The organism is Streptomyces sp. NPDC002232 (assembly GCF_042890295.1).
GTDB lineage: Bacteria > Actinomycetota > Actinomycetes > Streptomycetales > Streptomycetaceae > Streptomyces.
This window is the reverse complement of the sequence record NZ_JBIARV010000006.1, coordinates 429198-442916: the sequence shown is the minus strand read 5'-3', so window position 1 is coordinate 442916 and position 13719 is coordinate 429198. Positions and strand designations below refer to the sequence as shown.

Below are 13719 nucleotides of genomic sequence, written 5' to 3'. Positions count from 1 at the left end.
ATACCCGACCGGTACCTGGCTCGTACGGGGTCCGAGCAGGTCAGCCCCGGCTCTTGATGACCGCCTTCATCACGGCCTTCGCGATCGGGGCCGCGAGGCCGCCACCGGTGATGTCCTCACGGTTGGTGCCCTCGGAGTCCTCGACGACCACGGCGACCGCGACGGGCGAGCCCTCGGAGGTCTTCGCGTACGAGATGAACCAGGCGTACGGGCGCTTCGCGTTCTTCTCGCCGTGCTGGGCGGTGCCGGTCTTGCCGCCGACCTTCACGCCGTCCATGTTCAGGTCGGCGTTGCCGCCGGTGCCCTTGGTGACGACGTTCTCCATCATCTGCTGGAGCAGCTGCGCGTTCTCCGGGGAGACCGGGCGGCTCATCTCCTCCGGCTCGTTCTGCTTGATGACGTCGAGGTTCGGGGCCCGCAGCTGGTCGATCATGTACGGCTTCATCAGCTTGCCGTCGTTGGCGATCGCGGCCGTGACCATCGCCATCTGAAGTGGGGTGGTCGCGGTGTTGAACTGGCCGATCGACGACAGCGCGTTGCCACCTCGGTCGGAGTTCTTGTCGAAGACGGAGGCGGAGGAGCGGACCGGGGTGAACTGCTCGGAGTTGAAGCCGAACTTCTCCGCCATCTCGACCATCTTGTCGCGGCCGACGTCGTCGCCGAGCTTCGCGAAGACCGAGTTGCAGGAGATCTCCAGCGCGTGGCTGAGGCTGGTGTTCGCGCAGCCCGTCGCGTGGTTGACCATCTCCCGGTTGGAGAGCGGGATCTTCCAGCCCTCGGGGGTCTGGGTCGCCGCGTTGATGTCGGTGACCTTGCCGTTCTCCAGCGCCGCGGCGGCGGTGACGACCTTGAAGACGGAACCGGGCGGGTAGATCTCGCGGAGCGCGCGGTTCTGCTTCGGCTTGTTCTTGTTCTTCTCCAGCGCGACCCAGGCCTTCTCGTCGTCGCCCGAGTACCCGGCGAAGGAGGCGGGGTCGTACGACGGCGTGGACGCCATCGCGAGGATCTTGCCGGTCTTCGGCTCGATGGCGACGACGGCGCCCGTCTTCTCGCCCAGCCCCTTGTAGGCGGCCTTCTGCGCGGCGCCGCTGAGGGTGGTGACGACGTCGCCGCCCTTCTTCTTCTCGCCCGTGAACATGGCGAGCGTGCGATCGAAGAAGAGCCGGTCGTCGTTGCCGGTGAGGATGCCGTCCTCGATCTTCTCGATCTGGTTGGCGTCGTAGGCCTGCGAGGCGTACCCGGTCACCGGGGCCCACATGGGGCCGTCCACGTAGGTCCGCTTGAACTTGTAGAACTTGTCGCCCGAGTCCGTGGAGCCCGTTATGGGCTTGCCGTCGACGATGATGTTGCCGCGCTCGTTCGAGTACCGCTCGATCTGGACGCGCCGGTTGTTCGGGTTGGCGTTCAGCTCGTCGGCGCGGACGAACTGGAGCCAGTTGTCGCGGACGAGCAGGGCGAAGACGAGCAGGCCGCAGAAGATCGCGACCCGGCGCAGGGGCTTGTTCACGGACGGACCACCTGGGTCATCTCGGCGTCGGGGTTCGGGGCGGGGGCGGGCGCCGGGCGGCGCGCCGTGTCGCTGATCCGGATCAGGATGCCGATCAGGGCCCAGTTGGCGATCACGGACGAACCGCCGTACGCGAGGAACGGCATCGTCATACCGGTGAGCGGGATGAGCCCCATCACACCGCCGGCGACGACGAACACCTGGAGCGCGAACGCGCCGGAGAGGCCCATCGCGAGCAGCTTGCCGAAGGGGTCGCGGGCCGCGAGGGCGGTGCGGACACCGCGCTCGATGATCAGGCCGTAGAACAGCAGGAAGACCATCACGCCGGCCAGGCCGAGCTCCTCGCCGACCGTGGCGAAGATGAAGTCGGAGTTGGCGGCGAACTGGATCAGGTCCGAGTTGCCCTGACCGAGGCCGGTGCCGAGGATGCCGCCGGAGCCGAAGGACATCAGCACCTGGGTCATCTGGTCACAGGCGTACGCCATGTTGGAGCCCTCGGGGGCCGTCTTCAGGCAGTCGAACGGGTCGAGCCAGGCGGCGACGCGGGACTGCACGTGGCTGGCGGTCGAGCCGACGACGACCGCGCCGGCCGACGACATCAGCAGACCCATGACGACCCAGCTGGTCCGCTCCGTGGCCACGTACAGCATGATCACGAACATGCCGAAGAAGAGGAGCGAGGTACCGAGGTCGTTCTCGAAGACGAGGATCAGGAGGCTGATCGCCCAGATCGTGAGGATCGGGCCGAGGTCACGGCCGCGGGGCAGGTAGAGCCCCATGAAGCGGCGGCTCGCCAGGGCGAGCGCGTCCCGCTTCACCATCAGGTAGCCGGAGAAGAAGACGGCCAGCACCAGCTTGGCGAACTCTCCGGGCTGGATCGAGAAGCCGCCGACGCGGATCCAGATCTTGGCGCCGAAGACGTCCGTGCCGAGGCCCGGGACCAGCGGCAGCAGCAGCAGGACGAGGGCCGCGGCCATCGAGATGTACGTGTAGCGCTGGAGGACGCGGTGGTCCTTGAGCAGCAGCAGCACGCCCACGAACATGGCGATGCCGATGGCCGAGTACATCATCTGGTTGGGCGCGGACGGGCTGAAGGCACCGTACGAGCGCTTCGCCAGCGAGATCAGCCGCGGCGACTGGTCCAGTCGCCAGATCAGCACCAGGCCCATGCCGTTGAGCAGGGTCGCCAGCGGGAGCAGCAGCGGGTCCGCGTACGGGGCCCACTTCCGCACCACCAGGTGCGCGACGCCCGCGAGCAGGGCCAGGCCGAGGCCGTAGCCCGCCATCCCGGCCGGGACCTTGCCGTCGATGGCCAGGCCCACGTTGAGGTACGCGAACACGGGGATGACGACGGCGAACGCGAGCAGCGCCAGCTCGGTGTTGCGGCGGCTCGGCGCCTCGATCGCGCCGATGGTGGTCGTGTTGGTGACAACGCTCATGGTGGTGAAAGGCCCCCTACGGGTGCTTACTGCTTGCCGCAGTTCGAGGCCAGCTTCTGCTCCTCCGCGGTGAGGGTGGGACCCGGGGACGGAGCGGCTGTGGTGGGCTTGGGGTCGGGAGTGGCGGAGCCGTCGGGCTTCTGCGTGGCCGGCGGCTTGCTCGCCTGGTCGGCGGCCTTCTCGGCGGCGGCGTGCCGCTGCTCGGCCTTCTTGCAGGCCGAGGCCTGCACGGCCAGCTCGGTGATCTTCGTCCGGGCCTTGTCGAGGCTGCCGCCCGCGATCGTGTCCTCGACCTGCTTCCGCTGGTAGGCGGGCAGGTACTTGAGTTCGATCTCGGGGTGGTCCGTCTCGACCTTCGAGAGCGACACCCAGGCCAGGTCCTGGCTGATGCCCTGGTACAGCGCCACGTGCTGGTCCTTGGAACCCACGAAGTACTGCGTCTGCGTCCAGCGCCAGCCGCCGTAGAGGCCGCCGCCGACGAGGCCGAGGACGAGAAGGAGGAAGAAGGTGCGCTTGAGCCACTTGCGGCCGGTGCGCGGCTTCACGAAGTCGTCGTCCGTGTACGACTCGAAGGAGCCCTGCGGGGGCATGCCGCCCATGCCGCCGTATCCGTGGTCCTCACCGCTGCCGGGCGGACCGAAGCCGCCGCCGCCGCCGGCGGGCGGCTGCTGCTGGTGCGGCGCGGTGCGGCCGAGGCCGGAGGCGCGGCCGGCCGGGGTCTGCATCGCCCCGCCGTCGTTCAGCTGTGCCTGGTTCTCGGCGACGGCGCCCACGATGACCGGGGTGTCGCTGAGGTGACCGGCGAGGGTGTCGCCGCCGTCGACGTCGAGGACGTCGGCGACGATCACCGTGATGTTGTCGGGGCCGCCGCCGCGCAGCGCGAGCTGGATCAGCTCCTGCACGGTCTCCTGCGGGCCCTGGTAGCTGGCGAGGGTGTCCTCGAGGGTCTGGTGCGAGACCACGCCGGACAGGCCGTCGGAGCAGATCAGATAGCGGTCGCCGGCCCGCACCTCACGGATCGAGAGGTCGGGTTCGACGTGGTCGCCGCTGCCGAGCGCGCGCATGAGGAGCGAGCGCTGCGGGTGGGTGGTGGCCTCTTCCTCGGTGATCCGGCCCTCGTCGACGAGGCGCTGGACCCAGGTGTGGTCCTGGGTGATCTGGGTGAGGACGCCGTCGCGGAGCAGATAGGCGCGGGAGTCGCCGACGTGCACGAGGCCGAGCCGCTGGCCGGTCCACAGGAGGGCCGTGAGCGTGGTGCCCATGCCCTCCAGCTGCGGGTCCTCCTCGACCATCATCCGCAGCTGGTCGTTGGCGCGCTGCACCGCCGTACCGAGCGAGGTGAGGATGTCGGAGCCGGGGACGTCGTCGTCGAGCGTGACGAGCGTGGAGATCACCTCGGAGGAGGCGACCTCGCCGGCGGCCTGGCCGCCCATGCCGTCGGCGATCGCGAGCAGCCGGGGACCGGCGTAACCCGAGTCCTCGTTGCCCTCGCGGATCATGCCCTTGTGCGAGCCCGCGGCGAAGCGCAGCGACAGAGTCATGCGCACCTGCCCTGTCGCCGCTGCATCGGGGTACAGCCGGTCTCGACCCACACTGCCCGCCCTCCGGTCGCTCCGGTCACGCCGGTCGCTTCAGTCGCTCCGGTCGGGAGCGCGGCACGGCCGTCCGCGGGGACCGTCCCGGCTCGCTCGCTCCACTCGCGCCTATTCATGATGTAGCACTACTTCCGCAGCTCGATGACGGTCTTGCCGATGCGGATCGGCGCGCCCAGCGGAATGGGTGTGGCGGTGGTGAGGCGCGTCCGGTCGAGATACGTGCCGTTGGTGGATCCGAGGTCCTCGACGATCCACTGGCCGTCCCGGTCCGGGTAGATCCTGGCGTGGCGGCTCGACGCGTAGTCGTCGTCGAGGACGATCGTCGAGTCGTGCGCCCGGCCCAGCGTGATCGTCTGGCCCTGGAGGGCGACGGTCGTGCCGGTGAGGGTGCCCTCGGAGACGACCAGCTTGGTCGGGGCGCCGCGCCGCTGGCGGCCGCCCGTACTCTGCTGGCCGCGCTGCTGCGGTGGCGCGGCGGCCTGGCGCGCGTTCTGCTGAGGTCGCGCCTCTTGGCGCCGCGAACCGCGCTGGGTGACCCGCGTACCGAAGAGGTCGCTGCGGATGACCTGGACGGCCACGATGACGAACAGCCACAGAACGGCCAGGAAACCCAACCGCATGACCGTCAGGGTCAGCTCTGACATTGCCCCCGCTTCACCCTTCGGCTTGCCGGTAAACGATGGTGGTGCTGCCCACGACGATCCGCGAGCCGTCGCGGAGCGTAGCGCGGGTGGTGTGCTGCCCGTCCACCACGATGCCGTTGGTGGATCCCAGATCCTGGATCGTCGAGGGCGTTCCGGTCCGGATCTCGCAGTGCCGGCGGGAGACGCCGGGATCGTCGATCCTCACGTCCGCGTCGGTGCTGCGGCCGAGGACCAGAGTCGGGCGGGAGATCTGATGGCGGTTGCCGTTGATCTCGATCCAGCGGCGCACGGAGCCGCCCGATCCGGCGGGGGTGCCGGGGCCGGGCGTGGATCCGGGGCCGCTCGCCTGCCGCCCCGAGGGCGCCGTCGGCCGGTGGCCGGGCGCGCCGGGAGGCGGGGAGGCGGGCATGGGCGGGGCGCCGGCCGGGGGGTACCCGTAGCCGCCGCGGCCCTGCTGCTGATGCTGCTGCTGCCCCGAGGAGGGCGGCTGCGGCTGTGACGTACTCGACGCGAGCGTGCGGCTGCGGACGCGGTACAGGCCGGTGTCGAGATCCTCGGCCTTCTCCAGGTGGACCTTGATCGGGCCCATGAAGGTGTACCGCTGCTGCTTCGCGTAGTCCCGGACCAGGCCGGCGAGCTCGTCGCCGAGCTGACCCGAGTAGGGGCTGAGACGCTCGTAGTCCGGCGTGCTCAGCTCCACGATGAAGTCGTTGGGGACGACGGTCCGCTCGCGGTTCCAGATCGTCGCGTTGTTGTCGCACTCGCGCTGGAGGGCGCCGGCGATCTCGACGGGCTGGACCTCGGACTTGAAGACCTTGGCGAAGGTGCCGTTGACCAGGCCTTCGAGACGCTGCTCGAAACGCTTCATGACTCCCATGGGGCACCTCCTCGGTCGTTGTCGTCCTGGTACTGCTTACTGATCGTATCCACGCGTCGGGAAATCGGCTGGTTCCCCTTCTCTGCCCTGTGGACGAGTGTCACCTCTCACAGGCTTTCCCCACGGATCGTAGAGGCGGCCTGTGGACAGTGTCCCGCACCCGGCTGTGGGAGCGGAGGCGCGGGCCGTGGTTCCGGGAGGGTCCGTCCCCATCCGCCCTCCTTCTTCCCTCCTTCATCCGTCCTTCTCGCTTCCCGCTCGCTTCCCTCACGGCTCCTTCTCCCCTCCTCTCCTTCTCCCGTCGTCCCCGTCTCACTCCCTTTTCGTCGCCCCGGTCGGTCCGCTGCGGCCCTTCCGGCCCGGCCTCTCCATCGCCCCGGTCCGGTTTCCTCCGGGGGCGCCGGAGGGGCCGTCCCGCGACCCCGGTCGCCCGGCCCGCCGCCGCTCCCGGGCGCCCCGTCCCTCTCCTTGTTCTCCTTGGGCGGGGGCGAAACAACGGATGTGAATCCACGGTCTGCGGCGTGCTAATCTTCAGATGTCGCCAGGCGCTCCCACCGAAAAGTGAGAGGGCAGGGAGACCACCCAATGCGCGGGTGGCGGAATAGGCAGACGCGCTGGATTCAGGTTCCAGTGCCCGAAAGGGCGTGGGGGTTCAACTCCCCCCTCGCGCACCAGACGGAAGCCCCGTAGGTCATCGACCTACGGGGCTTCCGCGTATGTCGGCATCGATGTGAGCCTTCCCACGTCCGGCGCGGGGGACGCGCGACTTTGGTCTTCGGAGCCCGAGACGAAAGGGGGACGCCCGGGGTGCCGGGCGCTGCCTAGGGTTCGAGCGTGGACGACATGTCGAAGCGGGGGAGCTGGAGCGCGCGGGAGATCGGGACCCGGGCCGCCGCCTGGTGGCGCTGGTTCGCGCTGCCCGGGCAGTGGTCGCGACGCAGGATCACCGGTGAGGTGGCCCTCGCCGTGGTCGTCGCCGTGCTGGCCGCCGGCACCGAGGAGCTCCTGGGCGGCGCCGGCTGGCGGCTGGCGGCGGTCGCCGCCGGTGCGGCCGTCCTGTCCCTGCTGCGGCGCGGCCTCCCGGCGGGCGTCCTCGTCCTCACCGCGGGGCTCGCGCCCTTCGTGCCCGGTCTGGGGCCGCTGCTCCTCGTGCTCGGCTGGTCCTCCGGACGGTACGTCGCCAGCGCCGGGCGGGCCCTGGCCGCGTTCGTCGCCGCCTTCGTCCTGAACGTCGGCGGGACGCTCCTGGAGAGCTGGGACCGTCAGCGGCTGCTCACCGTCGCCTTCATGGCGACCCTCTACTACCTGGGCACCACCCTCGCCCCCGGCCTCGCCCACCGCTACTGGACCCAGCGCCGGACTCTGCTGCACGCGCTCCAGGAGCGCAACGCGCAGCTGCTGTGGGAGCGGAGCATGGTGGTCTGGCAGGCCCGGCTGCGCGAGCGGCAGCGGATCGCCCAGGACATGCACGACAGCCTCGGGCACCAGCTGGCGCTGATCGCCGTGCACACCGGGGCCCTGGAGGTGGACCGGGACCTGAGCGAGCGGCAGCGCGAAGTGGTCGGCGTCCTGCGGAACGCCTCGGTGACCGCCATGCACGAACTGCGGGAGGTCGTCGGGATACTCCGCGACGGGCTCGCGGCGGAGGACGGGACGGCGTCGCCGCCCGCACCGGCCGGCGACGAGACGGGACGGGCCGCGCGCGGGATCGCCGGCATCGAGGGGCTCGTGGCGGCCGCCCGCGCCGCCGGCACCTCGGTCGGGCTGCGCCGGGTCGGGGAGGAGAGACCCCTCGCGCCGGCCGCCGACCACGCCGCGTACCGGATCGTGCAGGAGGCCCTGACCAACGCCTACAAGCACGCGCCGGGCACGGAGATCGGCGTCGAGCTGCGGTACGAGCCGGACACCTTCGTCGTCGAGGTCGTCAACGGGGACCCCGTCGACGGGCCGGTGAAGGACGTCGTGAGCGGCGGGCAGGGGCTCGCCGGGCTCGTCGAGCGGGCCCGGCTGGTGGGCGGCATGTGCCACGCCGGTCCGGCGGACGACGGCGGGTTCCGGGTGGCCGGGATGCTCCCCTACGGCGCGGCGCCCGTCGCGGAGGCGGCGCCTTTGGTCGATGCCGCCGACGACTTCCGGCAGCAGACCACGAAGCCGCTGGCGGGGGATGGTCGTCCGGTCGCGGTCGGACCGGTCGACTGGACGTACACGGAGCGGGAGCTGGCCATGGCGGTGCGTGGGGGCAAGGGCAGGAGCACGGGCGGGGCGGTCGCGATCGGCTGCGGGATCGCGTTCGCGGCGCTCGCCCTGCTGGTCGTGGCGGGCGGCTTCGGCCTCTACTTCCTCATGGGTTCGCTGAAGGAGGGGATGATCGACCCGGGGCAGTACGACGCGGTCAAGGTCGGGATGACCGAGAAGGAGGTCCGCGACCAGCTGCCGTCCGGCGACACCATCGCCACGGCCGGCCTGGACGGCTCCGGGCCCGCGCGGCCCGAGGGCGCCACGTGCCTGGTGCTGATGTCCTCGGAGCTGGGCGAGACCTACGAGGAGGAGCCCGTTTTCCGGTTCTGCTTCAAGGACGGCAAGCTGATCGAGAAGAAGTCGTACGCGGTCGAGCAGCGCTAGGGCTGACGCCCGTACCGGAGGCGTGGGGGAGAAGCTGTGGCACGGCAGCCCATCAGGGTCGTGATCGCCGACGACGAGCCTCTGATCAGGGCCGGGATCCGGATGATCCTCATCTCGGACCCGGAGATCCAGGTCGTCGGAGAGGCCGCCGACGGGCGGGCGGCGATCGAGGCCGCACGCGCGCACGCCGCCGACGTGGTCCTCCTCGACATCCAGATGCCGGTGCTCGACGGCCTGTCCGCCCTGCCCGAGCTGCGCCGGGCCGCACCGGCGGCCCGGGTGATCATCCTGACGACCTTCGGGGAGCGGGAGAACGTCCTGCGGGCCCTGGAGCACGGGGGCGCCGGCTTCCTCCTGAAGGACACCGCGCCCGCCGAGCTGATCGGCGCGGTCAGGGCCGCCGCCGCGGGAGACGCCTATCTGTCCCCGGCGGCGACCCGGCACGTGGTGGAGCGGCTCGCCACCGGCCGGGAGGGCGCGCGCGCCGAGGAGGCGCGGGCACGGGTGGCGGCGCTCAGCGAGAAGGAGCGTGACGTCCTGGCGCTGCTCGGCGAGGGCCTCTCCAACGCGGACGCCGGCAAGCGGCTCCACATGAGCGAGGCCACGGTGAAGACGTACGTGAGCCGGATCCTGGCCAAGCTGCATTGCGAGAACCGGGTGCAGGCGGCGCTCCTCGCACGGGACGCGGGGCTGTGAGGTACGGCGCCGGGTCGCGGTCCGGCGCCGGGGCGTCCCGGGCCTCCTGAGCGTCCCGGGGCTTCTCAGACCGAGGGGGTGCCGGGGGCGGGGCTCGCGGCCGCGGTGTTGTAGCGCAGCAGGTACGCGGCGAAGCGGGCGAGGTCCTCGGCCGGCCAGTCGTCCAGGCGCTCCTGGAAGGCGGCGAGGCGGTTCGTCTGGGCCGCGGCGAGGACCTTCGTTCCGGCCTCGGTGGGATGCAGCACGTGCACCCGGTGGTCCTCGGGCGCCGGGCGGCGCTCGACGAACCCGAGCTTCTCCAGGCCGGCGACCTGGCGGCTGACCGTGGACTTGTCCAGGAAGTAGTGGGCCGCGAGATCGGTGGCGCGGCAGCCGCGCTGCTCCTCGATGTGCGCGAGGAGCGTGTACGAGACGAGCGGCAGCTCGGGGTGGACCCGGGCGGCCGCCGCGCGGGCCCGGCGGGCGAAGGCCGTCAGCTCGCGCTGGATGACGTCCACGGACGCCTCGCGGGGTGGCTGTGCGCCGGCGGTCATCGTGCGCTCCCTGGTGTGGTCGTTCGAGGCCATTCCGGATCTCCCCGGGTTGCCGTGGCTGCTTCTGAGCTGATCCGGGGCCCTGGGGTGCCGCGGTCGCACGGGTGAGGTTGGCACCCCACGGGCCTTCAGTTGTATAGTACAACGAGTCTTTAGTTGTAAAAGCCAACCATGGAGGTCTCGGTGTCCGCAGGACCGAACACCAGCGGCGCGTTGCGGCATGTCCTCGGACATCTGCTCACCCCCCTGTTGATGTGCGTCGGCATGGGGCTCGCCTACCTCGGCGCCTTCCACGCGCCCGAACCCCACCACCTGCGCGTCGACGTCGTCGGCTCCGGACCCACCACGCAGGTCCTCGCGCAGACGCTCCAGAACGAGGGAGCGGGCGCCCTGGACGTCCGTACCGTCCCCGACCGGGCCACGGCCGTCTCCGCGCTGCACGAGCAGCGCAGCTTCGGCGCCTACATCCCCGGGGAGAAGCCCGAACTGCTCGTCGCGTCCGGCTCCTCCGACACCAGCGCCATGGCGGTCGAGAAGGTGTTCACCAAGGTCGCCGCCGCCCAGGACGCACCGCTCGCGGTCACCGACACCGCCCCCACCGCCTCCGGCGACCCCACGGGCCAGGGCGTCTTCTTCCTGCTCGTCGCCCTCAGCATCGGCTCGTACGCCTCCGTCGCCGTCATCGGCGGGGCCGGAGCCGTCCTCCCGCTGCGGATCAGGGCACTGCTCGCCGCCGGCATGTCCCTCGTCGTGAGCCTGATCGGGACCCTCTTCGCCGGGCCCGTCTTCCACCTGGTCGACCACGGGCTCGGCGGCGTGTGGGCGATGGCGTGGCTGTACGCGGCGGGCATCCTGGCCGTCGGCGTCGGCCTGCACACCTTCCTGCGCCGCTGGACCACGCTCGGCGTGATGGTGCTCTTCGTCATGCTCAACTTCACGAGCTCCGGCGGCATCTACCGGCCCGAGCTCCAGCCCGGTTTCTTCGGTGCGCTGCACGCCTTCTGGAACGGCGCGGGCTTCGTCGAGGGCGTACGCGGCCACGTCTACTTCGGCGGCCACGGACTCGGCGGGAACGTCCTCGTCCTTGCCCTCTGGCTCGTCGCGGGCGCCGTGCTCCTCGTCCTCGCCGGACTCACGGAGACCCGTCGCCGGAAGGCGGACGACGCCCTCACCGCGACACCGGCACCGGCCGTACCCGGGGCCCGGTCGGCGGCCGAGGACCGCGGGGCCGGGGGCGGGTCCGAGGCCGGGTCCGGGGCCCGGTCCGGTGTCGAGACCCGGGCCGGGGCCGAGGAGGAGATGGAGGAGGCCGTCGGCGTCTGACGGCCCGTGCCACGGGCGGGGGCGCGAGGTTGTCCACAGGCTGGGCGGGTGCGTTGTCCACAGGGGGAGACGGTCGATCGGGAACGGCTGTACGGTCAGGGCCGGATGATGTTGGACATCGCATCGGGGGAGGGCGTCCCATGGACGAGATCCGGGCCGTCGTGCCAGGGCAGCGGGGTACGGACGGCGGGCAGGACGGGGCACGCGTCCCGCACGTGGCGGGATTCGCGCGCCGCGCCGCCCCCGGCACCACCGGGGTCTCCCCCAAGCACCGGGGCAAGCAACTGCGCGAGCTGATCCCCCGCTCCTCGCACGACCGGCCGGCGCTCGCCGCCGACCGGCCGGACGCCGTCCGCGCCGTCGAGGAGTCGAGCCGCGGCCGGGTCCCCGAGCTCACGCCGATACGGGTCGGCAGGATGGCGGCGAGCCCCTTCGCCTTCCTGCGCGGCTCCGCCGGGCTCATGGCCCAGGACCTCGTCGGCACCCCCGTCACCGGAATCACCGCCCAGCTGTGCGGCGACGCGCACGCCGCCAACTTCGGTCTCTACGGCGACGCGCGCGGCCGGCTCGTCATGGACCTCAACGACTTCGACGAGACCGTCGTCGGCCCCTGGGAGTGGGACCTCAAGCGCCTCGCCACCTCCCTCGTCCTCGCCGGGCGGGAGGTGGGGGCGAGCGAGGAGGTGTGCCGGGCCGCGGCGTTCGACACGGCCGGCGCGTACCGGCGGACCATGCGGCTGCTCGCCAAGCTCCCCGCACTCGACGCCTGGAACGCGATCGCCGACGAGGAACTCGTCTCGCACACCGACGCCCGTGACCTCCTCGGCACCCTGGAGCGGGTTTCCGCCAAGGCCCGCAACAACACCAGCGCCCGGTTCGCCTCCCGGTCCACCGAGGCCGTGGACGACGCCGAGGGCGGCGGCCGCAGGTTCGTGGACGCTCCCCCGGTGCTGCGCAGGGTCCCGGACGCCGAGGCGGCCGCGGTCGCCGACTCCCTCGGCGCGTACCTGGAGACCGTGTCCGAGGACAGACTGCCGCTCCTCGCCCGGTACGCCGTCCACGACGTGGCCTTCCGGGTGGTCGGCACCGGCAGCGTCGGCACCCGCTCCTACGTGGTCCTGCTCCTGGACCACCGGGGCGAGCCGCTGGTGCTCCAGGTGAAGGAGGCCCGCCCGTCGGCCCTGCTGCCCCATCTGCTCGCCGCGGGCTTCACCGTCCCGGAGAGCGGCCACGAGGGGCGGCGCGTGGTGTTCGGGCAGAAGCGGATGCAGGTCGTCAGCGACATCCTGCTGGGCTGGACCACCGTCGAGGGACGGCCGTTCCAGGTACGGCAGTTCCGTAACCGCAAGGGCAGCGTCGACCCCGCCGCCCTCACCGCGGACCAGCTCGACGACTACGGCCGCATGACCGGTGCCCTCCTCGCCCGCGCGCACGCCCACAGCGCCGACCCGCGCCTGATATCCGGCTACTGCGGCAAGAACGAGGAGATCGACGAGGCCGTGGCGTCCTTCGCCGTCTCGTACGCGGACCGCACCACGGCCGACCACGCCGATCTGCTCACCGCCGTCCGCACGGGCCGCATCGCGGCGGAAACCGGAGTCTGAGGACCGTAGGCTGGTGGGGACGGAGCGGAACGAGGACGGCGGCGTGGACGTGAGCGTGGACCAGGGTGTGGGCGAGGGACCCGGGGACGAGCGGCCCGAGGCCCGGTTGGAGCGGGCCGTACGGGTGGCCGAGCAGGCGCTGATCGAGTTCGAGATCGCCGTCGAGACCTTCCGGGTCGAGGTGGAGAACTTCTCGCGGCTGCACCACCAGAAGCTGGGCCCGATGTACGCGCGGCTCGACGAGCTCGACGCGCGGATCGCCGAGGCCAGGGCGGCGCGGACCGGGGACCCCGAGGATCTGCGGCGGGCGCAGGAGGCGCGGGCGGCCGTGCTGCCGATGCCCGGTGTGGACGAGCTGTTCCACGAGTGGATCGACGCCGACGGGCTCTCCCCCGAGGCCGCCGCGATGCTCACCGACCGGCCGGTGCAGCCGCCGAAGCGGGTCCGTCCCGCCGAGGAGGCCCGCAGGCTCTACCGCGAGCTGGTCCGCAAGGCGCATCCCGACCTGGCGCGCGAGGAGGACGAGCGGAAGCGGCGCGAGGAGTTCCTCACGCGGGTGAACGCCGCCTATGCCCGGGGTGACGAGACGCTGCTGCGCGAGCTCTCCGCGGAGTGGGAGGCCGGTCCCGCGCCGGCCGAGGAGCGGCTCAGCGAGAGCGAGGAGCTGTACGCGCGCCTGGAGTGGCTGGCCGAGCGCAAGGACATGCTGTCGGGGCTGGCGCGGGAGCTGGAGGAGAGCGCGATCGGCGCGATGTTGCGGATGGCGCCCGACGATCCGGACCGGCTCCTGGAGGAGATCGCCGAGCAGCTGCTCGCGCAGGTCTCGGATCGGGAGACCGAGCTGGCGGAGCTGGTGCAGTAGGTTTTCCGTGCGCCCGA

The 13719-nt window shown here is 71.6% G+C and carries 11 protein-coding genes and 1 tRNA gene; 6 read left to right on the top strand and 6 right to left on the bottom strand.

All coding sequences use genetic code 11. From position 1 onward, the window contains the following. Positions 1–40 precede the first annotated feature (40 nt). The 5 genes from ACFYXU_RS30260 to ACFYXU_RS30240 form a co-directional block, all read right to left on the bottom strand. A complete protein-coding gene (locus ACFYXU_RS30260) occupies positions 41–1507 on the bottom strand; it encodes a peptidoglycan D,D-transpeptidase FtsI family protein (RefSeq protein WP_376508512.1) in 1467 nt (488 codons plus the stop codon). Further along, complete coding sequence (locus ACFYXU_RS30255) at positions 1504–2946, bottom strand: FtsW/RodA/SpoVE family cell cycle protein (RefSeq protein ID WP_329855037.1); 1443 nt, start codon at positions 2944–2946, stop codon at positions 1504–1506. The genes ACFYXU_RS30260 and ACFYXU_RS30255 overlap by 4 nt, the downstream gene beginning before the upstream one ends. A 26-nt stretch (positions 2947–2972) precedes the next feature. Further along, positions 2973–4487, bottom strand: a complete 1515-nt coding sequence (locus tag ACFYXU_RS30250) for a Stp1/IreP family PP2C-type Ser/Thr phosphatase (RefSeq protein ID WP_389407821.1) — start codon at positions 4485–4487, stop codon at positions 2973–2975. A 179-nt stretch (positions 4488–4666) separates the two neighbouring features. Further along, positions 4667–5185, bottom strand: coding sequence for an FHA domain-containing protein (locus ACFYXU_RS30245; protein ID WP_189803004.1), 519 nt, complete (start codon positions 5183–5185; stop codon positions 4667–4669). A gap of 10 nt (positions 5186–5195) precedes the next feature. Beyond that, positions 5196–6062, bottom strand: a complete 867-nt coding sequence (locus ACFYXU_RS30240; RefSeq protein ID WP_389407820.1) for an FhaA domain-containing protein — start codon at positions 6060–6062, stop codon at positions 5196–5198. Between the two features lie 587 nt (positions 6063–6649). Here ACFYXU_RS30240 and ACFYXU_RS30235 point away from each other — a divergent pair. The 3 genes from ACFYXU_RS30235 (at position 6650) to ACFYXU_RS30225 (ending at position 9380) form a co-directional block, all read left to right on the top strand. Then, positions 6650–6736 (top strand) — tRNA-Leu (locus ACFYXU_RS30235). Positions 6737–6905: 169 nt separating this feature from the next. Further along, positions 6906–8684, top strand: coding sequence for a sensor histidine kinase (locus ACFYXU_RS30230; protein ID WP_389407960.1), 1779 nt, complete (start codon positions 6906–6908; stop codon positions 8682–8684). Positions 8685–8720: 36 nt separating this feature from the next. Then, complete coding sequence (locus ACFYXU_RS30225) at positions 8721–9380, top strand: response regulator (RefSeq protein ID WP_389407819.1); 660 nt, start codon at positions 8721–8723, stop codon at positions 9378–9380. A 65-nt stretch (positions 9381–9445) separates the two neighbouring features. Here the strand turns inward: ACFYXU_RS30225 and ACFYXU_RS30220 are convergent, their stop codons facing one another. After that, the gene (locus ACFYXU_RS30220; protein WP_376508547.1) at positions 9446–9913 is read right to left on the bottom strand and encodes a MarR family winged helix-turn-helix transcriptional regulator; all 468 of its coding nucleotides are present in this window, start codon (positions 9911–9913) and stop codon (positions 9446–9448) included. Positions 9914–10096: 183 nt separating this feature from the next. Here ACFYXU_RS30220 and ACFYXU_RS30215 point away from each other — a divergent pair, with 183 nt between their 5' ends. The 3 genes from ACFYXU_RS30215 to ACFYXU_RS30205 all read left to right on the top strand — a co-directional run bounded on the left by ACFYXU_RS30215 (position 10097) and on the right by ACFYXU_RS30205 (position 13702). Next, positions 10097–11236, top strand: coding sequence for a hypothetical protein (locus tag ACFYXU_RS30215; RefSeq protein WP_389460883.1), 1140 nt, complete (start codon positions 10097–10099; stop codon positions 11234–11236). Between the two features lie 140 nt (positions 11237–11376). Continuing rightward, positions 11377–12840, top strand: coding sequence for a DUF2252 domain-containing protein (locus ACFYXU_RS30210; RefSeq protein ID WP_376508504.1), 1464 nt, complete (start codon positions 11377–11379; stop codon positions 12838–12840). 43 nt (positions 12841–12883) lie between these two features. Beyond that, positions 12884–13702: a hypothetical protein gene (locus ACFYXU_RS30205; RefSeq protein WP_389461132.1), complete on the top strand. Its 819-nt coding sequence runs from the start codon at positions 12884–12886 to the stop codon at positions 13700–13702. Positions 13703–13719: the final 17 nt, after the last annotated feature.